Here is a 25,058-nt window from a genome sequence, read left to right on the forward strand (position 1 = left end):
GTAAGCGCTGTCCTGACCCCACCTTCCGGATCATCGCTTGATCATTGATGTTCAACCTCGAAAGAGGGCTAGGACATATGTCGATTTCAGAACTTACGCTTAAATCCAAGGATGAGCCGATACGCCGGTTTGAGGTGTTCACAGGCAATGGCCGTCGTCGCGAATGGAGCGACGATCAGAAGGCGCAGATCATTGCGGAGAGTTGCGAGCCTGGCGTCACGGTGTGCTCTGTGGCGCGGCGGCATGGATTGACGCCGCAGCAGTTGTTCACATGGCGACGGCTCGCCCGAAAGCCGCTTGATGTGTTGTCGGTGCCGGAGCAAGCACCAATGTTTGCACCAGCAGTCGTCGTGTCGCCCGAGAATTCGGAACCGAAGAGGGCGCGGCAAGCACGTTTGCCAAGAAGAACTTCTCCGGAGGCGGCCATTGAATTGCGGATTGATGGAGCCTGGCTGCGTATTGCCTCTGGCACCGATGCTGCAACCATTGCCGCCGTCATCCAGGCGTTGAAGGCTCAGTCGTGATTGGCCCGTCCGGTGCGGTAAAAGTGATGATCGCCACCAAGCCTGTCGACTTCCGCAAAGGTGCTGAAGGATTGGCGGCATTGGTAAAGGCCCAGATGGGTGCCGACCCGTTCTCGGGCACGATCTACGTATTCCGGGCCAAACGAACGGACCGGATCAAGCTGATCTTCTGGGACGGCAGCGGCGTGTGCCTGGTCGCCAAGCGGATCGAGGATGGCGAGTTCCATTGGCCTCGAATGCAAGACGGTGTGATGCATCTGACGGCCGCCCAGTTCTCGGCTCTGTTCGAAGGATTGGACTGGAAACGCGTGCATGCGCCGAGCGAAACGCGCACGCCGATAAAGGCCGGATAACGGGCGCGACCAATTGAATCAGAGCCATTCAGCGTCTCGCTCCGAGCGGCAAAATATGCTGTTCTCGATCCATGACGATGACGGCAGACGAGCTTCCGGATGACCTGAACGCGCTGAAAGCAATGGTGCTTTCGCGTGAGGCGGAGAATGCCCGCCTGCGGCAGATCATCAAGGAATTACAGCGTCACCGCTTTGGTCGACGGGCAGAGACGCTTCCAGAGGACCAGCTTCTGCTTGGGCTTGAAGAGGCCGAACAGATCGAGGCTGCCGGGCTGGAAGAGAAGGAACAAGGCTCGACTGCTCTGCGCCAGGCGCAGGTCGCTAAACGGCGTACGAACCGGGGTTCACTGCCAGCGCATCTGCCGCGCGTCGAGATCGTGGTCGATATCGATAACCATGCCTGCCCCTGCTGCCGCAACGACCTGCATCGGATCGGCGAGGATGTCAGCGAGAAGCTCGATCTTGTGCCCGCCCAATTCCGGGTGCTCGTGCTGCGCCGCCCGAAGTATGCCTGCCGGGCCTGTGAAGAAGTCGTTGTCCAGGCTCCGGCCCCGGCAAGGCTGATCGAGGGCGGCATCCCGACAGAGGCAACCGTCGCCCAGGTGCTGGTATCTAAATATGCTGACCACCTGCCGCTGTATCGCCAGGCGCAAATCTACAAGCGTCAGGGCATCGACCTCGACCGTTCGACGCTCGCCGACTGGGTCGGTCGCGCCGCCTGGCATCTACGCCCGGTCCATCAGCGGCTGCTCGATCATCTGAAGTCATCGTCCAAGCTCTTCGCCGACGAGACGACGGCCCCGGTGCTCGATCCGGGACGTGGCAAAACCAAGACCGGCCAGCTTTGGGCTTATGCACGAGATGACCGGCCGTGGCAGGGCGATGACCCGCCCGGTGTCACCTATGTCTATGCGCCAGATCGCAAAGGCGAACGACCGATGGCCCATCTCGACGGCTTCGTCGGCATCCTGCAGGTAGACGGCTACAGTGGATATCGCCCGCTCGCGGCAAAGAACACCGTGTCGCTGGCCTTCTGCTGGTCCCACGTTCGACGCCGCTTCTATGAGCTTGCTGCCGCTGGTCCGGCACCCATCGCCAGCGAGGCGCTGCGACGCATCGGCGAACTTTACAGGATCGAAGAAGAGATACGTGGCCGGCCCCACGAGGAGCGTCGTGTCGCCCGTCAGGAAAAAAGTCGTCCGATTACCGACAGCCTCGCTCCCTGGCTGCGTGAACAACTCGGCTACATCAGCCAGAAGACAAAACTCGCCGAAGCAATCCGCTATGCCTTGTCACGCTGGGACGGCTTGACCCGCTTCATCGACGATGGCCGGATCGAGATCGATTCCAACGTCGTCGAACGGTCAATCAGGCCAATTGCCCTCAATCGCAAAAATGCGCTATTTGCCGGTTCTGACGCCGGGGCCGAACACTGGGCGACTATCGCCTCGCTCATCGAGACGGCAAAGCTCAACAATGTCGAGCCACTGGCCTATCTCTCAGACGTCCTCACCAAGATCGTCAACAATCATCCAAATAGCCAGATCGACGACCTGCTGCCTTGGGCCTATGCCGCAACGCACGATCTCAAAGCCGTGGCCTGAAAACAGCGCTTACGTTGTATTTTGCGATCTCGGATTTCGGCGTCGTTTTGGATGATCTGTCAAACAGGATCGAGCGTAGTTGGCTTAAATCTGATCGGAAAGACCGAAATTTGGATACTTCCGCGTCGGAGGACCTATGAAAAAAGCCGGGCGCTAGACCCGGCTTTTTTCATATCTTCACTGTGAGCTGCGCTTACTCCGCAGCCTCTGAGTTCCGCTTGGGGCGTCGCTCCAGCAGCTCTTTGAGGAAATGGCCGGTATAAGAGCGCTTTTCCTTCACGATATCTTCCGGACGTCCCACGGCAACGATCTCACCGCCGCCGTCACCGCCTTCAGGGCCAAGATCGATTACCCAGTCGGCAGTCTTGATCACTTCGAGATTGTGCTCAATCACCACCACCGTATTGCCCTGTTCGACCAACTCATGCAGCACTTCCAGGAGCTTCGCTACGTCATGGAAATGCAGGCCGGTGGTTGGCTCGTCGAGGATATAGAGCGTGCGTCCGGTTGCGCGACGCGACAGTTCCTTCGCGAGCTTCACACGCTGTGCTTCACCGCCCGAAAGCGTCGTCGCCTGTTGCCCGACCTTGATATAGCCGAGGCCAACCTTGACGAGTGTTTCCAGCTTGTCGCGCACGGCAGGCACAGCAGAGAAGAACTCCGCGCCTTCTTCAACGGTCATATCCAGCACATCGGCGATGGACTTGCCCTTGAACAGCACTTCCAGCGTTTCACGATTGTAGCGTTTGCCGTGGCAGACATCGCAGGTCACATACACGTCCGGCAGGAAGTGCATTTCGATCTTGATAACACCGTCGCCCTGACAGGCCTCGCAGCGTCCACCCTTCACGTTGAAGGAGAAGCGACCCGGCTGATAGCCACGCGCCTTGGCTTCCGGCAGGCCAGCGAACCAATCGCGGATCGGCGTGAAAGCGCCGGTATAGGTTGCCGGATTGGAGCGCGGCGTGCGTCCAATCGGCGACTGGTCGATATCGATCACCTTGTCGAGGAACTCCAGCCCCTCGATGCGATCATGTTCCGCCGGATGCTCGCGGGATCCCATGATGCGGCGCGAAGCAGCCTTGAACAGGGTTTCGATCAGGAAGGTGGACTTGCCGCCGCCCGAAACGCCTGTCACAGCAGTGAAAGTGCCCAGCGGAATATCCGCCGAGACATTTTTCAGATTGTTGCCGCGTGCACCAACAACGCGAATGCGCTTGGTCTTGGAAATCTTGCGGCGCTCCGATGGAACGGCGACTTCCATGACGCCCGACAGATATTTGCCGGTCAGCGAGTTGGTATTCGACATCACGTCTTTTGGCGTGCCTTGCGCAATTACCTTGCCGCCATGGACACCGGCAGCCGGACCAATATCGACCACATAGTCCGCTGTCAGGATGGCGTCTTCGTCATGCTCCACCACGATGACCGTATTGCCGAGATCGCGCAGATGACGAAGCGTGTCCAGCAGGCGGGCATTATCGCGCTGATGCAGGCCAATGGACGGCTCGTCCAACACGTAAAGAACGCCCGTCAGGCCCGATCCGATCTGGGAGGCGAGGCGGATACGCTGGCTTTCACCACCCGATAGCGTGCCTGAATTACGCGCCAATGTCAGATAATCGAGGCCGACATCATTGAGGAACTGCAGGCGCTCGCGGATTTCCTTGAGGATACGCGCTGCAATTTCCCGCTGCTTGTCGTTGAAGCTGCCATCGACGTCGCGGAACCAGGCATCAGCCTTGCGGATCGACATTTCGGTGATTTCGCCGATATGCTTCATACCGATTTTCACGGCCAGCGCTTCCGGCTTCAGGCGATAGCCGTTGCAAGCCGGGCAGGGCGTCGAAGACATGAAACGTTCAATCTCTTCACGCGACCACGCAGAATCAGTTTCCTTCCAGCGGCGCTCGAGATTGGGAATGACGCCTTCAAAAGGCTTTGTGGTCTGATAAGAACGCAGGCCGTCGTCATACTGGAAGGTGATTTCCTTGCCGTCCGTGCCGTAAAGAATGGCGCGCTGCGATTCCTTGGACAGATCAGACCAGCGGGTGCCGACCTTGAAACCATAGGCCTTGCCCAGCGCTTCCAGCGTCTGATTGTAATAAGGTGAGGACGACCGCGCCCAAGGCGCAATCGCTCCGTCTTTCAACGCAGCGCTTTCATCGGGAACAATCAGGTTCGGATCGATGGCTTGCTGCGTACCCAGACCGTCGCAGGTTGGGCAGGCGCCAAAGGGATTGTTGAACGAGAAAAGACGCGGCTCGATTTCCGGAATGGTGAAGCCGGAAACAGGGCAGGCGAATTTTTCAGAGAACAGAATGCGTTCGTGGGTCTCGTTGGCCGACTTGTTGGCTGCACCACCTTCCGCCGTTTCTTCGGGCGGCAACGGCTTGTCGGCGAATTCTGCGATAGCGAGACCTTCGGCGAGCTTCAGACAGGTTTCGAGACTGTCCGCAAGGCGTGAGGTGAGGTCGGGGCGCACGACGACGCGGTCCACCACCACATCGATATCGTGCTTGTATTTCTTGTCGAGTGCCGGAGCATCGGCAATCTCATAGAACGTGCCGTCAACCTTGACGCGCTGAAAACCCTTCTTGAGAAGCTCCGCCAGTTCCTTCTTGTACTCGCCCTTACGCCCGCGCACGATCGGCGCCAGAATGTACAGACGCGTACCTTCTTCCAGCGCGATGATGCGATCAACCATCTGGCTGACGGTCTGGCTTTCGATAGGGAGACCAGTCGCTGGCGAATAGGGCACACCGACACGCGCGAAAAGAAGGCGCATATAGTCGTAGATTTCCGTAACAGTGCCGACAGTCGAGCGCGGATTGCGGCTCGTCGTCTTCTGTTCGATGGAAATGGCAGGCGACAGACCGTCGATCTGGTCCACATCCGGCTTCTGCATCATTTCCAGAAACTGGCGCGCATAGGCCGAGAGGCTTTCCACGTAGCGGCGCTGGCCTTCTGCATAGATGGTGTCGAAGGCAAGCGACGACTTGCCCGAGCCGGAAAGGCCCGTCATGACGATCAGCTTGTCGCGTGGCAAATCCAGATCGACATTTTTTAAATTGTGCTCGCGCGCGCCACGTATGGAAATGAATTTCTGATCGCTCATTCCGCGTCCTGCCTGCTTCGTGATGCCATGGATAGACTGGCTTCGGCTCTGATGCTGCCGCGCCAATCCCGTAATATGGGGCGACGCCCTCCAAAGAAGAAGGGGTTAGGTCATCCTAATTTGCGCTCTTGTAGCACCGGAACAAATATCGAACAACCAGCCTTCTGATAGGCGATACGAAATGTGAACGCAAGAGCGTTGACTGTCACTCCTGACAGGAGCACACTTTGGTTACTCGCTGCTAGCGGAGAGGTATTGCGGAGGGATGACGCGATATCGGCAAGAGGTTCGCAGGAAGCGGGAAAATCCGGTAGGGAGGTAAAGGAGCATGAGTCCACCTGACTACACTGCCTAGCTTTCACACAGATGAAAGCACAGTCGATCTTGGTCGCGGATGCATTCTTTCGTAAGGAACCATGCATCGTTGATAAGAAGTTCGATTGCCGACAATTTATATATGCGCGGAAAACGAATGGCCGCGCGCCTTCGAGTTCCGAAAGATTTTGTCGACGAATTAATGCCGACATATGAGCTTTGCTCAAACCCCAAGCCCCGCGCGCCAAAGAAACAGTGAGCGGCGGGGCTTTTTCTTGTTGAGATGACCGGTGCAAGGTTGTTGGAGTTCGGCTGGACCAATGAGTGGTTTTAAAGCTCAGAAAGCCGCATAAATTTACCCGCACAGTTTTCTGAAAATTGGGAGAGGAACAGTTTTTGATGATGCAAAATGCTTGCATTTTGAACAAAACAAGAACATAAACTCTGTGGACATTTACATTTCGCTGTACGGGAATTGAGCGCTCCACGCGTCAGTCCTGTAAGGTAAATGAATGAGTTTCAGGTGATGGCGCAATTCATGCGCCTGATCCTTCTTTTTGTAAGCGCTCTTGCCGGGGTAGAAATATCCGAAGAGACGCGAATGAGACCCGGAGTGGATTTTCGATGGCTGGTAGCGTCAATAAGGTCATTCTGGTCGGCAATCTCGGTGCCGATCCGGAAATTCGTCGTCTGAACTCAGGCGATGTGGTTGCCAATCTGCGTATTGCGACATCGGAAAGCTGGCGCGATCGTCAGTCTGGCGAACGCAAGGACCGCACCGAATGGCACAGCGTTGTCATTTTCAACGAAAACCTTGCCAAGGTCGCAGAACAGTATCTGAAAAAAGGCGCCAAGGTTTATATCGAAGGCGCGCTCCAGACCCGCAAGTGGCAGGACCAGAACGGCAACGAGCGTTATTCGACGGAAGTTGTGTTGCAGAAGTTCCGTGGTGAACTTCAGATGCTCGACAGCCGTGGCGAAGGCGGCGATCAGGGCCGTTCGTTTGACCGTGGCAGCAGCGGTGGTGGGCGCAACCAGATGTCGGATTATTCCGGCGGCGGTGATTTCGGTTCGTCCGGCCCGTCTTCTTCGGGCGGCGGCGGTGGCGGCGGTTTCTCCCGCGATCTCGACGATGAAATTCCATTTTGATGAATTTAACGGGCGCTTTAAGCGCCCGTTTCATTTTGGCTTGATTGTCTTTTAAATCAGAACATTATGTATTCGTGTTATCTTTCTGATTAATAATACTATTTTGATTTTATTCGATTAGTAAGTCTCGATTGAAAATTCCATACGGTCAGCAGAAAAGCGGGTCAGCGAATATTGGATTGGGTGACCATCTGTGTCGACATTGATGGCACGTGCCATCAGCACAATGGCCCCAGGTGAAAGCTTTAGATGTTTCAGATCATCTGAATCAGCATGTTGGGCCGATATGGTTGTCGATTTACGGAAATAATCCTCGATACCTGCCTTCCGGAGCGCCCAGGTAATGGATCCATTTTCAGCATAGTCGGCGGCAAAATCGGGAAAACGCGCCGTATCCACCCAATGCGTTGCCCGCGATACCGGCCGCCCATCCGCACTATGCGCGGTTTCAAGTTTTGTGACTTCGCTGCCGACAGCGATGCCCAAGGCGTCCGCTATGTCAGCGCTAGCCACTTCTGTGCTGCTACTGAGCAATATGCCTTTGACTTCGCTGGCCTGCGTGCCCAGCGATTGAGAAATACGGGTGCGCTGCCCGATCTGGTACGTCAGGCGCTTGGCATTGGCGACAAATGTGCCGCGGCCCTGTTCAGCACGGAGAACACCTTCCTGTGTCAGTGCCGCGATGGCGCTGCGTACCGTATGACGGTTGACACCGAAGCGATCCGCCAGTTCCATCTCGGCAGGCAAACGTGCACCGGACTGAAGTTTTCCGGCCATGATGTCGCCGCGTATTTCGTCGGCAATCTGCCGCCAGATCGCCACGCCGCTGTTTCGTTCAATTCGTTTGGTCTTTGTCATCAACTGTCATCGTCCTGTCATTGGCAGGGGGTAATAATTCTGTTATTGTATGGTTGTCTAGATAAATAGACAAATATGCGAAGCAAGTCAACAGGATTGAAACAGGGCGGAAAAGCTCATGCAAACGACAGAGCCCAAGGCAGGCAATGGCACTGCCGCCGGTGGGATCCACGCCTCGGCCAGCAATGACAAGTCCGGAAACGGTATGGCGCTTGATGCGATGCAGGCCGCACGTCAGGCCAGCATGGCAACACTTGCGCAGGCGAGCGGCGACGAGCTGAAGGCCTTCTGGCAGGAATGGTCGGACAAGCCCGATTTCGAAATTCTCCGTGGTCCGGAAACCGGACTGGTGATGCTGCGCGGCCGTATCGGCGGCGGCGGCGCGCCGTTCAATGTTGGTGAGGCGACGGTGACCCGCGCCACGGTGCGTCTGGCTGATGGTTCGGTCGGGCATTCCTATGCGCTCGGTCGCGATCAGGAAAAGGCGCGGCTGGCCGCTCTGTTCGATGCGCTCTGGATCGACGAAGAGCGCCGCGACGCGGTGGAAAGTCAGGTCCTCGGCGTCTTGCGCAACCGGCTGGCGCAGGCCGACGCAAAGCTGCGCAGCGAAGCCGCTGCTACCAAAGTTGACTTCTTCACCATGGTTCGGGGAGACAATTGATGCTTCATTCTTCACCCCATTCATCTCCGGCCTTTGAAGGCGGTCTCGCTAATCCGGTCACGGATGCCCAATCGGCATTTCACGCAGTCATGCATGCGATGGCCAATCCGGGCCGCGTTTATGCTCTGGCGCGTGCGGCCATGCCGCCGCTGCCGCTGACACCGGAACTGGGTGTCATCGCTGCCACCTTGCTCGACCACGACGCCACCGTCTGGTGTGACCGCGCCATTACAGCCAATGCAGACGCCACAGCCTGGCTGACCTTCCAAACGGGCGCGCCGCAGGCGGACGGCTCGGCTTCCGCGCAATTCGCACTGGTTACCGATGCTTCGCTGTTGCCAGCATTGGCAGAATTCTCGCAAGGGCTCCCGGAGTTTCCCGATCGCTCGACGACGGTGGTTCTGGCGGTCAAGTCCTTTGAAAGCGGGCAGGGCCTCGTTCTGAAAGGACCCGGCATCGACGGTGAGCGGGAAGTTCGCATCGATGGTCTTCCGCAGGACTTCGTTGCGCAATGGCGCGACAACGGCGCGCAATTTCCGCTGGGCATCGATCTGGTTCTGGTGAGTGACGGTGCTGTCCTCGCATTTCCGCGCACCACGCGCATAACCAAACTGGAGGGCTGAACATGTATGTTGCCGTAAAGGGTGGCGAAACAGCCATCCGTAACGCCCACCGGCTTCTCGATGATCGCCGCCGGGGTGATCGTGCGGTGCCTGCACTGCGTCTGGATCAGATTGTCGAACAGCTTGCGCTGGCCGTTGATCGCGTGATGGCGGAAGGTTCGCTCTATGATCGCGAGCTGGCTGCGCTTGCCGTGCGCCAGTCGCGAGGCGATCTGATCGAGGCCATTTTCCTCGTGCGTGCTTATCGCACCACATTGCCGCGCTTTGGCTATTCCCGCCCGATGGAAACCGGGCAGATGCTGATCGAACGACGCATCTCTGCGACCTATAAGGATCTTCCGGGCGGCCAGTTGCTTGGTCCGACTTTCGACTACACCCACCGTCTTCTCGATCCGGATCTGGCGGGCGACGTTGCAGTGCCAGAGCCTGAAGCACGTGAAACCGAGAAGGAAGAGACGCCCCGCGTCACCGATATTCTCGGCGTGAACGGCATGATCGAGGACGATGGTTTTCTGCCGGAAGGCCACGAGCCGGGCGATCTGACACGCGAGCCGTGGACATTCCCGATGGAACGCGATCTGCGCTTGCAGGCGCTGGCGCGCGGCGATGAAGGCTTCCTTCTCGCACTCGGCTATTCCACCCAGCGCGGCTATGGCAACACGCATCCTTTCGTCGGCGAAATCCGCATTGGTGAAGTGGAGGTCGAATTCGACGTGCCTGAGCTGGGCTTTGCTGTCTCGCTTGGCCGGGTGCAATTGACCGAATGCCAGATGATCAACCAGTTCAAGGGTTCGGCAAAGCAGCCGCCGCAATTCACACGCGGTTACGGTCTGGTGTTCGGCCAGAGTGAGCGCAAGGCCATGTCCATGTCGCTTTGTGACCGCGCCTTGCGGGTTCGTGAATTCGATACAGACGTGACCGCGCCCGCACAGGACGAGGAATTTGTCATTTCTCACTCGGACAATGTGCAGTCGACCGGCTTCGTCGAGCATCTGAAACTGCCGCATTACGTCGACTTCCAGGCTGAACTCGAACTCATCCGCAACATGCGTGCGGAATATGAGAAAACGCAGCGCGAGGCTGAAGGCACAGTGGAAGGCCAAGCGAAGGAGGCCGCAGAATGAGCGATCTGGCCAATTACAATTTCGCCTATCTGGACGAACAGACCAAGCGAATGATCCGCCGCGCCATATTGAAGGCCATTGCGGTGCCTGGTTATCAGGTGCCTTTTGCCAGCCGCGAAATGCCGATGCCTTATGGCTGGGGCACGGGCGGCGTGCAGGTGACGGCTTCCATTCTTGGGCCGGACGACGTGCTGAAGGTCATCGATCAGGGCGCAGACGACACCACCAATGCCGTTTCGATCCGGGCGTTTTTCCAGAAGACCGCCGATGTGGCTGTGACGACCAGCACCGGCGAGGCGACGATCATCCAGACGCGCCACCGTATTCCGGAATACCCGCTGACAGAGGGGCAGGTGATCGTCTATCAGGTGCCGATCCCGGAACCACTGCGCTTTCTGGAACCCCGCGAGACGGAAACGCGCAAGATGCACGCGCTCGCCGAATATGGCCTCATGCATGTGAAGCTTTATGAAGACATTGCGCGTCACGGTCAGATCGCCAAGACCTATGATTATCCGGTGATGATCGAAGGGCGCTACGTGATGGCGCCATCGCCGACGCCGAAATTCGACAATCCGAAAATGCATATGTCGCCTGCCTTGCAGCTGTTCGGCGCAGGTCGCGAAAAGCGCATCTACGCGGTTCCGCCCTACACGCAGGTCGTGAGCCTCGATTTCGAGGATCATCCGTTTGAAGTGCAGAAGTTCAAGGAACCTTGTGCACTCTGCGGTGCGAGGGGCGTCTATCTGGATGAAGTTGTGCTGGATGATCGCGGCGGCTCGATGTTCGTGTGCTCGGACACCGACTACTGCGAAGACCGTCAGGCAAAAGGCCATTTCGGTCATCTGGCCGCCAATAACGAGGCTGCAGCCAAGGAAACGGTAAGATGAGTGACGAACCTCTGCTGAGAGTGAACAGCCTTTCGAAATTCTATGGCAGCCGTCGTGGTTGCGAGGATATCTCCTTCAATCTTTGGCCCGGCGAAGTTCTGGCCATTGTCGGTGAATCCGGCTCGGGCAAGACGACGCTGCTCAACAGCCTTGCAACCCGGCTAGAACCGACATCCGGAACCGTTGAATACCGGATGCGCGATGGCGAATTCCGCGATCTGTACAAGATCGGTGAGGCCGAGCGCCGTTTCCTGATGCGCACCGATTGGGGTTTTGTACACCAGAACCCCGCTGACGGGTTGCGCATGACGGTTTCGGCTGGGGCCAATGTCGGTGAGCGCCTCATGGCCGTGGGTGAACGCCACTATGGCAACATCCGCTCCACGGCGACCGAGTGGCTTGGCCGCGTGGAAATTGCCGCTGACCGTATCGACGACCAGCCGCGGGCTTTTTCAGGCGGTATGCGCCAGCGTTTGCAGATTGCTCGCAATCTCGTCACCGCACCGCGACTGGTGTTCATGGACGAGCCGACCGGCGGTCTCGATGTTTCGGTGCAGGCACGTCTGCTCGATCTGTTGCGCGGGCTTGTCAACGATCTGGGGCTTTCAGTCATCATCGTGACACATGATCTGGCCGTAGCGCGGCTTCTGTCGCACCGCATCATGGTCATGAAAGACGGTCATATTGTCGAGCAAGGGCTGACGGATCGCGTGCTGGATGACCCGCAAGCGCCTTATACGCAATTGCTCGTATCATCGATCTTGCAGGTATAGATCAATTAAAACAGATATTTATCGCATGTTCTTCCCAAATTGGCGGAACTTCATGCGTGAGGTGAAAAATGTCTATGTTGCAAACATCCGCTTCGCAATCCATGCCGCCACTGGTCGTATCCGGCGTAACCAAGACCTTCACCATGCATTTGCAGGGCGGTATCGAACTGCCGGTCGTGCATGGCGTGAATTTTGAACTCAACGCCGGTGAATGCGCCGTGCTGGGCGGTCCATCAGGTGCAGGCAAAAGCTCGATTCTGAAAATGGTCTACGGCAATTATGCTGTGAATGGCGGTTCCATCCTGATCCGCCATGCGGATCGTGCCGTCGATCTGGCCAAGGCTGATCCCCGCGAAGTGCTTGCAGTGCGCCGTGACACGATTGGCTATGTCAGCCAGTTTCTGCGCACGCTGCCGCGTGTAGCGGCGATTGATGTCGTCGCAGAACCGTTGATTGCTCGCGGTGCAGACCACGACATGGCGCTGGACCGCGCCCGGGAACTGCTGGCCAAGCTCAACCTGCCGGAACGGCTCTGGGCACTGCCGCCTGCAACCTTTTCCGGTGGTGAGCAACAGCGCGTCAACATCGCTCGCGGTTTCATCACCGATCATCCGGTGTTGCTGCTGGACGAACCAACGGCTTCGCTCGATGCGAAGAACCGTGCGGTTGTGGTCGATCTGATCAAGGCCAAGAAGGCCGAAGGCGTTGCCATGCTCGGCATTTTCCACGACGAGGATGTGCGTGAGGAAGTGGCCGACCGCATCATCGACGTCACCGCCTTTTCGCCGAGGGCAGCGGCATGACCAAGCTCTCGGTTGAACCACTGGTTCACGAAACGGCAGATGTCAGCGGCAGCAAGCTTGGCCGCTACACGGAAGTCGGCGCGCGCAGCCGACTTTCCGAAACCGTGCTGGATGATTACTCCTATCTCGGCATCGATTGCGAAATCTGGTGCGCGAAGATCGGCAAATTCTCCAACATTGCCAGCCATGTGCGCATCAACGCCACCAATCATCCGACCTGGCGTCCAACCCTGCATCACTTCACCTATCGCGCAGGCGATTATTGGCCGGATGCGGAGAATGAGACCGAGTTCTTCGATTGGCGTCGTGGCAATGCTGTGAAGATCGGCCATGACACCTGGCTCGGTCACGGCTCGACCATTCTGCCGGGCGTTACCGTGGGCAATGGTGCTGTGATCGGCGCTGGCGCTGTCGTCAGCAAGGATGTTGCGCCTTACACGATTGTCGGCGGTATACCAGCGCGTCTCATCCGCGAGCGTTTTGACGCTGCAACGGGCAATCGTCTCGATCGACTGGCCTGGTGGGACTGGAGCCATGAACGTCTACGCGGCGCGCTTGATGACTTCCGCGCGCTCGATATCGAAACTTTTCTCTCGAAATATGAAACTGCCGCCAATACTGAGGCGGTCATGAAAGAGCTTTCTCATGGCGAATGAAATCGTTCTCAAAAATGCGCGCATCGTGCTTGCCGATGAGGTCGTTTCCGGTTCCATCCTGATCCGCGACGGCAAGATCGCCGCCATAGATCAGGGCAATGTGAATGGCGGCGAGGATATGGATGGCGATTATGTCATTCCCGGCCTGATCGAACTCCATACCGACCAGCTGGAATCGCATTATGCGCCGCGCCCCAAGGTGCGCTGGAACGTGGATGCCGCCGTTCAGGCCCACGATGCGCAGGTTGCCGCATCGGGCATCACCACTGTCTTCGATGCGATGCGGGTCGGTTCCGATTATGATCGCGACTTCGTCGGCAAGGATATGCGTCTGCTGGCGGATGCGATTGAAAGCGGCGTGCGCGAGAACCGTCTGCGCGCCGACCATTTCCTGCATCTGCGTTGCGAAGTTTCCGCAGCCGATTGTCTGGAAGGCTTTGCGCTGTTCGAAAACGATGATCGGGTGAAGCTCGCATCACTGATGGATCACGCACCGGGGCAGCGCCAGTTCGCGGAAGTCGAAACCTACCGCACCTATTACATGCGCAAACTGAAACTCAACGATGAAGAGTTTCGTTTGCATTGCGAAAAGCGCATGGCAGACTCAGACGCCTATTCGGCCAAGCATCGCCGGGCGATTGCCGATCTGTCTGGTGCGCGTGGCATCGTGCTGGCAAGCCATGACGACGCCACCAGCGCCCATGTCGATGAATCGCTCGACCATGGCGTCCGGATTGCCGAGTTTCCCACCACGCTGGAAGCGGCTTCAGCTTCCAAGGGCGCAGGTCTGTCGATCTTGATGGGCGCGCCGAATATTGTTCGCGGCGGCTCGCATTCCGGCAATATCGCCGCCCGCGATCTGGTGGATAATGGCAGCCTCGATATTCTATCGTCGGATTATATCCCGTTCAGCCTGATCCAGTCGGCTTTCGGGCTTGCTTCTGGCGAACGTCCGATTGGGCTGCCTGAAGCTATTCGTCTCGTTAGCAAAAACCCGGCCGATGCAATGCGTATGGATGATCGCGGCGAAATTGCTGTCGGCAAGCGCGCCGATCTGGTACGAGCACGCACCAGAAGTGCAATTCCGGTGGTACGCACTGTCTGGCGTGAAGGCGAGCGGGTGCTCTGATGCGTATGGAGAATATCCAGCCGAAAGGCTGTTTCGTTGCCGTTGTCGGCCCCAGCGGGGCCGGCAAGGATACGATCATGGATGGCGCGCGCATGGCCCTTGCAGGCGATGCGCGTTTTCACTTTGTGCGCCGCATCGTCACGCGCCCGCAAATGCCCGGAACCGAAGATCACGACAGCATGGATGAGGCGGCTTTTGCGAAGGCTGCGGGCGAGGGCGCCTTTGCGCTGCATTGGCGTGCTCATGGCCTCGATTATGGTCTGCCAAAGTCGCTCGATACGCTCATTGATGGCGGAACCGTGGTGATTGCCAATCTCTCACGCCGCGTTCTGGACGACATGCGCAAGCTCTATCCTTCGCGTTCGGTGGTCGTTATCAGCGCTCGTCCCGAGGTGCTGGCCGAGCGGCTGGCAAGCCGTGGACGCGAGAGCAGAGACGAAATCGCCTTGCGACTTTCACGTGAAGTGAGCTTCGATGACGGGGCGGGCGATGTTGTCATAATAGACAATTCCGGCGATGTCCTTGAATCCACTAATGCGTTCATTCGCCACCTGATAAAAATCCAAGAGAGAACAATACTTAAACCATAGACTTCGAGTGGCGTCTAAATTTACAAAAACGTCACGATGCTTTCATTGCAGTGTCATGGGAGCAATTCAGAGTAAGCATGAATGGAGATGAATTCATGCTTCAACTAAAAAACGTAACGCGCCGCTATAATGACAAGGTGGCGGTTTCGGGGGTTGACCTCGAGATCGAGCCCGGCACGTTTGTGGGTATTATCGGGCGCTCGGGCGCGGGCAAGTCAACGCTTCTGCGTATGATCAACCGCCTCGTTGAGCCGTCCGAGGGTACCATTCATTGGGATGGGCGCGACGTAACCGGGCTGAAAGGCTCCGGGCTTCGCGACTGGCGCGCGCAATGCGCGATGATTTTTCAGCATTTCAATCTGGTTGACCGTCTCGACGTTCTGACCAATGTGTTGATGGGGCGTCTCAATTATGTTTCGACGCCAAAGTCGCTCTTACGCATCTGGAGCGATGAAGAACGCCTGATTGCGCTGTCTGCCCTGCAGCAGTTCGATATCGCCCATCTGGCCGCTCACCGCGCCGATGAGCTGTCCGGTGGCCAGCAGCAGCGCGTTGCAATTGCCCGCGCACTGGTTCAGCAACCACGTATTATCCTCGCCGATGAACCGATTGCATCGCTTGATCCGCGCAATACGCGCAGCGTCATGGATGCCCTGCGCCGCATCAACCGCGAATACGGCATCACGGTTCTCTGCAATCTGCATTCACTTGATATCGCGCGCAACTATTGCGACCGCCTCGTCGGCATGTCTGCTGGCAAGGTTGTGTTCCGTGGCACGCCATCGATGCTCACGGATATGGCATCGCGCGATCTTTACGGCATGGAAGCCGCCGACGTTGTCGATAGCGACGACACGGTCGATGCAATGCCTGCACCGGTTCCGCAGTCGGCAGAAGCCGCACTGCGCCAGATTTCCGCCTGAGCACCAAAAGCTCCGGAAAAAAACTCGCTCCAAACTCAGGATTAACAGGAGAGACTTATGCTTAACCGTAGAACTTTTCTGGCGGCTGTTGCGCTCACCGCTACCATGACCTTTCATGCTCAGGCTGCTGACTGGAGTAAGGAATATCCAGAACTCGTTCTGGGTGTCATTCCGTCCGAAAATGCTTCGACCACCAGCGATCGCTATGCTGCCCTGACCGCCTATCTCGGCAAGGAACTCGGCACCAAGGTTACGCTGCGCGTTGCAAACGACTACGCCGCCGTTATCGAAGGCCAGCGCGCTGGCAATATCCAGATCGCTTTCTACGGCCCGGCTTCCTATGCCCGCGCTGTCATGACCGGCGTTGAAACCACGCCGCTCGTCAACCAGCGTCACGACACCGGCGTCAACGGCTATTATTCGGTCGTTTATGTTCGCGCCAACAGCCCGTACCAGAAAATGGACGACCTGAAGGGCAAGAGCATTGCGCTCGTCGACCCGAACTCCACCTCGGGCAACAATGCGCCGCGCTACTTCCTGAACCGCGATGGCTATAGCGTCGACACGTTCTTCGGTAAGAACTTCTTTGCCGGCAGCCACGAAAACGCCGTTCTGGCGCTCGCTCAGGGCACCGCTGACGCTGCCGCCAATTCCTGGAACTCGGAAGACGATTCCAATCTGACCCGCATGATCAGCCGCGGCGTTCTCAAGGATGCAGACGGCAAGGCGCTGACCAAGGATGATTTCCGCATCGTCTTCAAGTCGGACTTCCTACCGGAAGGCCCATTTGCCGTGCTCAGCACGCTGCCTGACCAGCTGAAGGCTGACATCAAGCAGGCTTTCCTTGAAATGCCGAAGAAGGACAAGGCTGGCTTTGACGCCCTTTCCGACGGCAAGGATCTGGAATTTGTGGCGACCGGAGCCAAGGATTATGAACCGATCATCGAGATGCTGAAGTTCAACGACAAGGCACGCAAGTCCTAATCCGTAGAACAATCGAAATGCCCGAAGCCACAAACGCTTCGGGCATTTTTGTTAGGGAATCTCGCATGACGATATCCTCTCTCGACGGCAGCGGCTCCAAGAGCCTGCTCGCCGAGTATCGCAGGGAAGTCGGGAAACGACGCCTTTACGGCATCGGTTTCCTCCTCACTCTGGTTGTTATCGCCATAGCTGCCTCTGTTGTTGCCGATGTTCGGCTGGGCACACTGGTTGAAAATCTCTTTCGTTTTACGAGTTATCTCGGCCGCATTCTGCCGGACCTGACCATCGCCAATTTCTGGGGCGATATGGCTGCGTGGTACTGGAACATCGGCGGCTGGCTCAGAATGCTCTTTGAGACTCTGCTGATTGCCTATCTTGCGACGCTGATCGGCGCGACGATTGCTTTTGCCGCTTCATTCGCGGCTTCCTCAAATATGGCGCCCAATTCGACAGTGCGCTTCATCGTCCGGCGCGGACTGGAACTGTTACGCACCGTACCTGAAATCGTGTTTGCCTTGCTGTTCGTGATTGCATTCGGTCTCGGACCAATGGCCGGTGTGCTGGCTCTGATGCTTCATACAACCGGTGCGCTCGGCAAGCTGTTCTCGGAGGTAGTCGAGAATATCGATATGCGACCGGTTGAAGGCATTCGGGCGTCGGGCGGCTCTGGCCTTCAGGTCATCCGTTTTGCCGTGCTGCCGCAGGTCGCGGCCAATTTTGCCTCCTATGGGCTGCTGCGTTTTGAAATCAATGTGCGCGGCGCATCGGTCATGGGCTTTGTCGGGGCAGGCGGTATCGGTCAGGAACTGCTCACCTCTATCCGGCAATTCTACTACAGCGACGTCAGCGCCATTCTGCTGCTGATCATTGTGACGATCGTCGCGATCGATCTCATCACCCAGCGTGTCCGTCACGCGCTTCTGGGCCGCATCGGCTGAAGGGGAGGATACTATGACTGATATTGCACAAAGCCTCTCCCGCGAAGCCCATGCGCATGAAAAGGAATTGCGCGCGGAATATGCCTCGCTCTTCGGCAACGGACGTGTCTGGCGCAATCTGACGATATTCAGCCTCTTGCTGGTCGCTTCAGTGTGGTTTGCCTTCTACTGGCTCGATTTCTCGTTTCTGCGGATCGTGAACGGGCTTGGCCGGTTGGGCGACTTCGCGCTGATGATGCTGCCCCCAGCGTCCAATGGCCGTTTCAGCCTTTACCTCTGGTCAATGCTGGAAACGCTCGCCATTGCCTATCTGGGCACGTTGCTGGCAGCAATCCTTGCCTTTCCGTTCGGCTTTCTGGCGGCAAAGAACATCATCCCCAACGTGTTCCTGCATTTCGGCATCCGCCGCTTTCTCGATACTATTCGTGGCGTCGATACGCTGATCTGGGCATTGATCTGGGTGTCGGTGGTGGGGCTTGGACCTTTCGCCGGTATTCTGGCTATCGCCTGTTCCGACTTTGGCGCTTTCGGCAAGTTGTTTTCGGAAGCCATTGAAGGAGCCGACAAGAAGCCGGTCGAAGGCGTGCTCTCGTCCGGCGGTAACCGCCTGCACGGCTATCGTTTCGGCGTGCTGCCACAGGTTCTGCCACTGATTGGCAGTCAGGTGCTCTACTTCTTCGAGTCGAACACGCGCTCGGCAACCATCATCGGTATCGTCGGGGCAGGTGGCATCGGCGCGCATCTGGCGGAACAGATCAAGGTTCTGAACCTTCAGGACGTTTCGTTCCTGATCATCATGATCCTGATTGCTGTCGCGGTTATTGACTGGTTCTCGTCCAAGCTACGCCACGCCATGATCGGCAAGAAGGCGCAGAAGTCGGCCTAACCACTAATAAGCGTCTTGATGCCGTCGGCGACGAACTGCACGGCCAGTGCGGCCAGAATGACACCCAGCAAGCGGGTAAGAATGGATCGACCGGTTTCGCCAAGGAACCGGTCGACGCGTTCTGCGAGCAAAAGCACGACATAGGTAATGAGCAGGCAGATGAAGATCACACCAACGAGGGCCGCACGCGGGCCGATGCCGTGGAATGAGTTCGACGTCAGCACGATAGCCGAAATCGCGCCAGGCCCCGCAATAAGCGGTATTGCGAGCGGGAAGGCCGCAATGTTGCGGATATGGTCTCTGGTGATGGCGACTTCAGCGCTCTTTTCCTTACGCTCCGTCCGCTTTTCGAAGATCATTTCAAATGCGATCCAGAACAGAAGCAAACCACCGGCAACGCGGAACGCGCCAATGGAAATGCCGAACATACCGAGGATTTGCACACCCGCCACGGCAAACAGCGCCATGACGATGAACCCGATGATGGAAGCCCGAAGCGCGACCTGTCCACGATGACTTCGATCCATGCCCGGCGTAAGCGCCAGAAACAGCGGCGCCAGACCGGGTGGGTCGATTGTGACGAGAAGGGTAACGAAAGCGCTGAAAACGGTATCGTAGAACCCCATGCTACTGTCGCCCTCTCATTGGTCTGTCATGATTGAATTCTAGACGATCAAGGCGCGTTGGTCGATGCAAAGCGCCGGATCGGGCAACAAGCTTGCGCCATGTTTATGTGAATATCTTATAAGCCATTGATTTGCAAAAGTGATTTAGCCCGCCGAAACGGTCTCGAAATTGGCGTTTTGCGCTGCTTTCCTTTATAAAGAGACTTTATCGATTCTGTTGAGAAAGATATCTGAATAGTGTCAGATCAAACCCCTCCACCCGGTTCCGACGATATGAATGGCGGCCCGAGCGGTATTGAGCCGATTTCCATTATTGAGGAAATGCAGCGCTCATATCTCGATTACGCAATGAGCGTTATCGTGAGCCGTGCTCTGCCTGATGTGCGTGACGGCCTGAAGCCTGTGCATCGTCGTATCCTTCATGCCATGAACGAGATGAATCTCGCCTATAATCGCCCCTACCGTAAATCGGCGGGTGTGATCGGTGAGGTCATGGGTAAGTATCACCCGCATGGCGACTCCTCGATTTACGACGCCCTCGTGCGTATGGCGCAGGATTTTTCCATGCGCGATCCGCTCGTCGACGGGCAGGGCAATTTCGGCTCCATCGACGGCGATCCACCGGCGGCGATGCGTTATACCGAATGCCGTCTGGAAAAGCTCACCGAAGCGCTCCTGTCGGACATCGACAAGGACACGGTCAATTTCCAGGACAATTATGACGGTCGCGAACGTGAGCCGGTGGTTATGCCTGCTCGCTTCCCGAATCTGCTCGTCAATGGGTCTGGTGGTATCGCGGTCGGTATGGCGACCAATATTCCGCCGCACAACCTTGGCGAAGTCATCGATGGCTGCATAGCGTTGATTAAAAATCCGGCCATTGAGCTGGAAGAAATCATGGAAATTATCCCCGGTCCGGATTTTCCGACCGGTGGCATCATTCTCGGACGCGCAGGCATCAATTCGGCCTATACGACGGGTCGCGGCTCGGTGATCATGCGCGGGCGCGCTGTCATCGAACCGATGCGCGGCGACCGCGAAGCCATTATCATCACCGAGATTCCGTATCAGGTGAACAAGGCTTCGATGATCGAGAAAATGGCCGAGCTGGTGCGCGACAAACGCATTGAGGGCATTTCCGATCTGCGCGACGAATCCGACCGCGAAGGCTATCGCGTTGTGGTCGAGCTGAAGCGTGACGCCGTAGCCGACGTCGTGCTGAACCAGCTCTATCGTTACACACCGCTGCAGACCTCTTTCGGTTGCAACATGGTGGCGTTGAACGGTGGCAAGCCCGAACAGCTGACGCTGCTCGACATGCTGCGCGCTTTCGTGGCCTTCCGTGAGGAAGTCGTCACACGTCGCACCAAGTTCCTGCTCAACAAGGCGCGTGACCGCGCGCATGTGTTGGTTGGTCTGGCAATTGCCGTTGCCAATATCGATGAAGTGATCGCACTGATCCGTCGCGCGCCAGATCCCACAACGGCGCGTGAGCAGTTGATGGAACGTCGCTGGCCTGCCGCCGATGTTGCACCACTGATCCGTCTGATCGACGATCCACGTCACCGCATTAATGACGACAACACCTACAACCTCTCCGAAGAACAGGCTCGTGCCATTCTCGATCTGCGTCTGCAGCGCCTGACCGCGCTTGGTCGCGATGAAGTGGCTGACGAACTGAACAAGATCGGCGAGGAAATTCGCGATTATCTCGACATTCTCAGCTCGCGCGTGCGCGTGATGACGATTGTCACAGACGAAATGATTGCCGTTCGTGACGAGTTCGCCACGCCACGCCGGACCGAATTCGGTCTTGGTGGCGCGGAAATGGACGATGAAGACCTCATCGCCCGCGAAGACATGGTCGTCACTGTCAGCCATGCTGGTTACATCAAGCGTGTGCCACTGGCGACCTATCGCGCGCAGCGACGTGGCGGCAAGGGCCGTTCCGGCATGGCGACGAAGGACGAAGATTTCGTCACGCGCCTGTTTGTCGCCAATACCCATACGCCGGTGCTTTTCTTCTCCTCGCGTGGCATTGTCTACAAGGAGAAGGTCTGGCGTCTACCTGTCGGTAATCCACAGTCACGGGGCAAGGCGCTCATCAACATGCTGCCATTGCAGCAGGGTGAGCGTATTACGACCATCATGCCGCTGCCGGAGGATGAAGATTCCTGGGCAAATCTGGACGTCATGTTCTCGACGACGCGTGGTACGGTTCGCCGTAACAAGCTGTCGGACTTCGTTCAGGTCAACCGCAACGGCAAGATCGCAATGAAGCTCGAGGACGAGGGCGATGAAATCCTCTCCGTCGATACCTGTACGGAATTCGACGATGTGCTTCTGACCTGTGCTGGCGGCCAGTGTATCCGCTTCCCGGTGACAGATGTGCGCGTCTTCGCAGGCCGCAACTCCATCGGCGTGCGCGGCATCAATCTGGCGGATGGCGACAAGGTCATCTCCATGGCGATCCTGCACCATGTCGATGCCGATGCTTCGCAGCGTTCCGCCTATCTCAAGCGTTCGATTGCCGAACGCCGTGCTCAAGGTGCGGACGATGCCGATGATATCGTCGTTGTCGGTGAAGAAGTCGGTACGGACGCGGAGCTTTCCGAAGAGCGGTACCAGGAACTGAAGGCACGCGAACAGACCGTGCTGACGGTTAGCGAATATGGCTACGGCAAGCGTTCGTCGTCTTACGAGTTCCGTGTTTCAGGCCGTGGTGGCAAGGGTATCCGTGCAACCGATACGTCGAAGACCGACGAAATCGGCAAGCTGGTCTCGCTGTTCCCGGTTGAAGCAAGCGACCAGATCCTGCTCGTCTCCGATGGCGGTCAGCTCATTCGTGTGCCGGTCGACGGTATTCGTCTAGCAGGCCGTTCAACGAAGGGCGTCACGATCTTCAATACGGCTGACGGCGAAAAGGTCGTTTCGGTCGAGCGCATTTCCGAAACGGAAAGTGACGAAGAAGGTGGCAATGGCGACGTCGAGGGTGGCGAATCTGCTCCCGAGGGCGGAGCCCCAACGGCGACCGAAGAATAAGGCAACCTGGCCGGGCGCATTCGCCCGGTTAGAGCAAGCACAACGAAAAAGGCCGATGGTTTTACCATCGGCCTTTTTCAGATGCCAAGACTGGAGGAATTGGCGGTCTTCTAACCAGATCGCGTCGATAAGACGCTGATATTTAAGTTATTCAGTGTGAGATATTTAGAAGATTAGCGTGAAGGCGATGTGTTCTTCGGGCGCTTCATCTCAAGCCGATAAGGCGAGACTAAAAGCCGTGAAGACGCAGATTATCGCGAACGCATATTGCGGATGCTGTTGAGGTCGAAGGCCACCTGACGCACGCGCTGGCGTTTGGCTTCGTTCTCCTCAAGGAGCAGTATGATTGCCGATGCGGCCATTGCGACCATCATGGATAATGCCAGAAGAAAGATCATCATCGTCATATCCTTTCAGCATACATACGCTTCAGAAACGAAAAGGTTGCACCAAACTTGCGCCTATTCTGGTAAATCGGTTGTGAACTTGCTGTGAAATCCGCGTTCACATCACGTTCAATTGGTTTCTTGGTTTCTATTTTCTTATCGCTGTGGTTCTTGTTGAAAATCCTGTCAGAAAAGGCTAGCTGGAAGAAATGACAATCGCGATCTATGCGGGCTCCTTCGACCCGGTAACAAACGGCCATATGGATGTCCTGAAAGGCGCTCTGCGCCTTGCCGATGAGGTTATTGTCGCTATTGGCGTTCATCCCGGCAAGAAACCGCTATTCAGTTTCGAAGAGCGCGTGGAGCTGATCGGCCAGAGTGCGAAAGCTGTTCTTGGCCGTGATGCCGCGCGCATTTCCGTTATTTCCTTCGATGGCTTGGTGATCGACTCAGCGCGCAAACATAAGGCGCAGTTGATGGTGCGCGGCCTGCGCGATGGCACCGATCTTGATTACGAAATGCAGATGGCGGGGATGAACGGCACTATGGCGCCCGAATTGCAGACTGTTTTCCTGCCAGCCGATCCTGCCGTGCGCACGATTACCGCCACATTGGTTCGCCAGATTGCGTCGATGGGCGGCGATATCAAGCCTTTCGTACCGGCTGTTGTTGCCGCTGCCCTTGAAGCAAAATTCAAATCCTGAGGTTTGGGAGTTTTTCGATCATGAAATTTATTCGTTCGGCGCTTGCCGCTGCCGCGATCCTTGCATTGTCTCAAGGCGTGATGGCCTCCGTCGCCAATGCGGCGGACACGCTCGTTCTGAAGCTCAAGGACGGTGATGTTGCGATCCAGCTGCGTCCTGACCTCGCGCCGAAACATGTGGCCCAGATCGAAAAGCTGGTCAGCGATGGCGCCTATGACGGCGTTGCCTTCCATCGTGTCATTCCGGGCTTCATGGCCCAGACTGGCGACGTCCAGTATGGCAATATGGACAAGGGCTTCAACGCTCAGAGCGTTGGCACCGGCGGCTCCAAATATCCGGACATCAAGGCTGAGTTCTCGAAAGAGCCTTTCGTGCGCGGCACGGTTGGCATGGCACGCAGCCAGAGCCCGAATTCCGCTAACTCGCAGTTCTTCATCATGTTCGATGACGGCGCATTCCTGAACGGCCAGTACACTGTGGTCGGCAAGGTTGTCAGCGGTATGGAAGCCGTGGACAAGATAAAGAAGGGCAGCGAATCCGATAACGGATCCGTGGAAAACCCGGACAAGATCGTCAAGGCGACCATTCAGAAATAACTATCCAATACAACGCGTCTTATTGAACGCATTGAAACAGGAGAGGCCAAATGGCTTACAAAGACCCCGAAAACACGCTCGTTCTGGAAACCACCAAGGGCAATGTTGTGCTCGAACTCTATCCGGATCTGGCACCGGGCCACGTTGAGCGCATCAAGGAACTGGCACGCGAAGGCGCGTATGACGGCGTTGTGTTCCACCGCGTGATCGACGGTTTCATGGCGCAGACTGGCGACGTGAAGTTCGGCAAGTCGGGCGGCGCGCATTTCAACGGCTCGCGCGCTGGCATGGGCGGTTCGGACAAGCCGGACCTGAAGGCTGAGTTCTCCAACACCCAGCACAAGCGCGGCACGGCTTCGATGGCACGCAGCCAGAACCCGAATTCGGCCAACTCGCAGTTCTTCATCTGCTTCACCGATGCTCCTTGGCTCGACCGCCAATACACCGTCTGGGGTCAGGTCATCGAAGGCATGGACAATGTCGACACGATCAAGCGCGGCGAGCCGGTTACCGATCCGGACAAGATCGTAACTGCACGTATCGCAGCCGACATCTGATCGATTATTTCCAATGAAAATTGCGGCTCCGGTTCAAACCGGGGCCGTCATTCGTTTACCGCATTGTCCAACGCATCGAAGCGGGATCAGAAATCAGTCCAGTGAACTGATTTCCCCGCGTAGACGCTTCGCACTTTTGCTGGAAATGTTCTAGAGCGGTTCCGATTAAAACGGAATCGTGGAACCGCTCTATCTATTTGTTTTTACGCATTATCCTACGCAAAATCGCTTCGCACTTTTGCTGGA

General features: G+C 57.0%; 25 protein-coding genes and 1 pseudogene. 21 read left to right on the forward strand and 5 right to left on the reverse strand.

Translation table 11 applies throughout. The features are described 5' to 3' along the window. Window positions 1–77: 77 nt before the first annotated feature. The 3 genes from tnpA to tnpC all read left to right on the forward strand — a co-directional run bounded on the left by tnpA (window position 78) and on the right by tnpC (window position 2,481). Window positions 78–524 (forward strand): IS66-like element accessory protein TnpA, encoded by a 447-nt coding sequence (gene tnpA / locus ACTJKP_RS20250; RefSeq protein ID WP_181375986.1) that lies wholly within the window; start codon window positions 78–80, stop codon window positions 522–524. Continuing rightward, on the forward strand, window positions 521–877 hold the full coding sequence (gene tnpB / locus ACTJKP_RS20255; RefSeq protein WP_109366349.1) for an IS66 family insertion sequence element accessory protein TnpB: 357 nt from the start codon (window positions 521–523) through the stop codon (window positions 875–877). Before tnpA ends, tnpB begins: the two co-directional genes overlap by 4 nt. Window positions 878–948: 71 nt before the next feature. Further along, window positions 949–2,481: an IS66 family transposase gene (gene tnpC / locus ACTJKP_RS20260; protein ID WP_121539677.1), complete on the forward strand. Its 1,533-nt coding sequence runs from the start codon at window positions 949–951 to the stop codon at window positions 2,479–2,481. Window positions 2,482–2,674: 193 nt separating this feature from the next. Here the strand turns inward: tnpC and uvrA are convergent, their stop codons facing one another. Continuing rightward, window positions 2,675–5,599: an excinuclease ABC subunit UvrA gene (gene uvrA, locus ACTJKP_RS20265; RefSeq protein ID WP_440631938.1), complete on the reverse strand. Its 2,925-nt coding sequence runs from the start codon at window positions 5,597–5,599 to the stop codon at window positions 2,675–2,677. A 110-nt stretch (window positions 5,600–5,709) separates the two neighbouring features. Continuing rightward, window positions 5,710–5,906 (reverse strand): annotated as a pseudogene (locus tag ACTJKP_RS20270) (hypothetical protein). 632 nt (window positions 5,907–6,538) lie between these two features. Between ACTJKP_RS20270 and ssb the strand changes: the two are divergent. Beyond that, the gene (ssb, locus tag ACTJKP_RS20275) at window positions 6,539–7,063 is read left to right on the forward strand and encodes a single-stranded DNA-binding protein (RefSeq protein WP_078338601.1); all 525 of its coding nucleotides are present in this window, start codon (window positions 6,539–6,541) and stop codon (window positions 7,061–7,063) included. A 117-nt stretch (window positions 7,064–7,180) separates the two neighbouring features. Here the strand turns inward: ssb and phnF are convergent, their stop codons facing one another. Next, window positions 7,181–7,924, reverse strand: a complete 744-nt coding sequence (gene phnF, locus ACTJKP_RS20280; RefSeq protein ID WP_440631939.1) for a phosphonate metabolism transcriptional regulator PhnF — start codon at window positions 7,922–7,924, stop codon at window positions 7,181–7,183. Window positions 7,925–8,126: 202 nt separating this feature from the next. Here phnF and phnG point away from each other — a divergent pair, with 202 nt between their 5' ends. The 13 genes from phnG (at window position 8,127) to phnE (ACTJKP_RS20345) (ending at window position 18,901) form a co-directional block, all read left to right on the forward strand. Further along, window positions 8,127–8,582, forward strand: a complete 456-nt coding sequence (phnG, locus tag ACTJKP_RS20285; RefSeq protein ID WP_440631976.1) for a phosphonate C-P lyase system protein PhnG — start codon at window positions 8,127–8,129, stop codon at window positions 8,580–8,582. Then, entirely contained in the window at window positions 8,582–9,205 is a 624-nt protein-coding gene (phnH, locus tag ACTJKP_RS20290) for a phosphonate C-P lyase system protein PhnH (protein ID WP_440631940.1), read from the forward strand. The genes phnG and phnH overlap by 1 nt, the downstream gene beginning before the upstream one ends. Window positions 9,206–9,207: 2 nt before the next feature. Then, window positions 9,208–10,329, forward strand: a complete 1,122-nt coding sequence (locus ACTJKP_RS20295; RefSeq protein ID WP_440631941.1) for a carbon-phosphorus lyase complex subunit PhnI — start codon at window positions 9,208–9,210, stop codon at window positions 10,327–10,329. Next, the gene (locus tag ACTJKP_RS20300; protein WP_078338606.1) at window positions 10,326–11,219 is read left to right on the forward strand and encodes an alpha-D-ribose 1-methylphosphonate 5-phosphate C-P-lyase PhnJ; all 894 of its coding nucleotides are present in this window, start codon (window positions 10,326–10,328) and stop codon (window positions 11,217–11,219) included. The genes ACTJKP_RS20295 and ACTJKP_RS20300 overlap by 4 nt, the downstream gene beginning before the upstream one ends. Next, complete coding sequence (gene phnK, locus ACTJKP_RS20305; protein WP_440631942.1) at window positions 11,216–11,992, forward strand: phosphonate C-P lyase system protein PhnK; 777 nt, start codon at window positions 11,216–11,218, stop codon at window positions 11,990–11,992. Before ACTJKP_RS20300 ends, phnK begins: the two co-directional genes overlap by 4 nt. 68 nt (window positions 11,993–12,060) lie before the next feature. Further along, window positions 12,061–12,795: a phosphonate C-P lyase system protein PhnL gene (gene phnL / locus ACTJKP_RS20310; RefSeq protein ID WP_440631943.1), complete on the forward strand. Its 735-nt coding sequence runs from the start codon at window positions 12,061–12,063 to the stop codon at window positions 12,793–12,795. Further along, entirely contained in the window at window positions 12,792–13,451 is a 660-nt protein-coding gene (locus ACTJKP_RS20315) for a DapH/DapD/GlmU-related protein (RefSeq protein ID WP_440631944.1), read from the forward strand. The genes phnL and ACTJKP_RS20315 overlap by 4 nt, the downstream gene beginning before the upstream one ends. Beyond that, window positions 13,441–14,580, forward strand: a complete 1,140-nt coding sequence (locus ACTJKP_RS20320; protein ID WP_078338608.1) for an alpha-D-ribose 1-methylphosphonate 5-triphosphate diphosphatase — start codon at window positions 13,441–13,443, stop codon at window positions 14,578–14,580. Before ACTJKP_RS20315 ends, ACTJKP_RS20320 begins: the two co-directional genes overlap by 11 nt. Window positions 14,581–14,585: 5 nt before the next feature. Then, complete coding sequence (gene phnN, locus ACTJKP_RS20325; protein WP_440631977.1) at window positions 14,586–15,170, forward strand: phosphonate metabolism protein/1,5-bisphosphokinase (PRPP-forming) PhnN; 585 nt, start codon at window positions 14,586–14,588, stop codon at window positions 15,168–15,170. 95 nt (window positions 15,171–15,265) lie between these two features. Next, a complete protein-coding gene (gene phnC / locus ACTJKP_RS20330; protein WP_440631945.1) occupies window positions 15,266–16,093 on the forward strand; it encodes a phosphonate ABC transporter ATP-binding protein in 828 nt (275 codons plus the stop codon). 57 nt (window positions 16,094–16,150) lie between these two features. Further along, entirely contained in the window at window positions 16,151–17,077 is a 927-nt protein-coding gene (phnD, locus tag ACTJKP_RS20335) for a phosphonate ABC transporter substrate-binding protein (protein WP_440631946.1), read from the forward strand. Window positions 17,078–17,142: 65 nt separating this feature from the next. Continuing rightward, window positions 17,143–18,015 (forward strand): phosphonate ABC transporter, permease protein PhnE, encoded by an 873-nt coding sequence (phnE, locus tag ACTJKP_RS20340; RefSeq protein ID WP_440631947.1) that lies wholly within the window; start codon window positions 17,143–17,145, stop codon window positions 18,013–18,015. Between the two features lie 13 nt (window positions 18,016–18,028). After that, the gene (phnE, locus tag ACTJKP_RS20345; RefSeq protein ID WP_440631948.1) at window positions 18,029–18,901 is read left to right on the forward strand and encodes a phosphonate ABC transporter, permease protein PhnE; all 873 of its coding nucleotides are present in this window, start codon (window positions 18,029–18,031) and stop codon (window positions 18,899–18,901) included. Here the strand turns inward: phnE (ACTJKP_RS20345) and ACTJKP_RS20350 are convergent. Next, window positions 18,898–19,527 (reverse strand): MarC family protein, encoded by a 630-nt coding sequence (locus ACTJKP_RS20350; protein ID WP_440631949.1) that lies wholly within the window; start codon window positions 19,525–19,527, stop codon window positions 18,898–18,900. The two genes, phnE (ACTJKP_RS20345) and ACTJKP_RS20350, sit on opposite strands and share 4 nt — an antisense overlap. Window positions 19,528–19,800: 273 nt before the next feature. On the opposite strand from ACTJKP_RS20350, the gene gyrA reads away from it, so the two are divergent. Further along, window positions 19,801–22,569 (forward strand): DNA gyrase subunit A, encoded by a 2,769-nt coding sequence (gyrA, locus tag ACTJKP_RS20355; RefSeq protein WP_440631978.1) that lies wholly within the window; start codon window positions 19,801–19,803, stop codon window positions 22,567–22,569. 251 nt (window positions 22,570–22,820) lie between these two features. Here gyrA and ACTJKP_RS20360 read toward each other — a convergent pair whose 3' ends face one another. Continuing rightward, entirely contained in the window at window positions 22,821–22,970 is a 150-nt protein-coding gene (locus tag ACTJKP_RS20360) for a hypothetical protein (RefSeq protein ID WP_171058747.1), read from the reverse strand. A gap of 194 nt (window positions 22,971–23,164) precedes the next feature. On the opposite strand from ACTJKP_RS20360, the gene coaD reads away from it, so the two are divergent. The 3 genes from coaD to ACTJKP_RS20375 are packed head-to-tail and all read left to right on the forward strand — an operon-like array spanning window position 23,165 to window position 24,812. Then, window positions 23,165–23,659, forward strand: coding sequence for a pantetheine-phosphate adenylyltransferase (gene coaD / locus ACTJKP_RS20365; protein ID WP_078338614.1), 495 nt, complete (start codon window positions 23,165–23,167; stop codon window positions 23,657–23,659). Between the two features lie 20 nt (window positions 23,660–23,679). Beyond that, window positions 23,680–24,255: a peptidylprolyl isomerase gene (locus ACTJKP_RS20370; protein WP_440631950.1), complete on the forward strand. Its 576-nt coding sequence runs from the start codon at window positions 23,680–23,682 to the stop codon at window positions 24,253–24,255. Between the two features lie 50 nt (window positions 24,256–24,305). Next, window positions 24,306–24,812, forward strand: coding sequence for a peptidylprolyl isomerase (locus tag ACTJKP_RS20375; protein ID WP_078338616.1), 507 nt, complete (start codon window positions 24,306–24,308; stop codon window positions 24,810–24,812). The last annotated feature ends 246 nt before the right edge of the window (window positions 24,813–25,058 follow it).

Origin of the sequence: Brucella sp. 22210 (assembly GCF_052045675.1) — a bacterium.
Classification (GTDB): Bacteria; Pseudomonadota; Alphaproteobacteria; order Rhizobiales; family Rhizobiaceae; genus Brucella.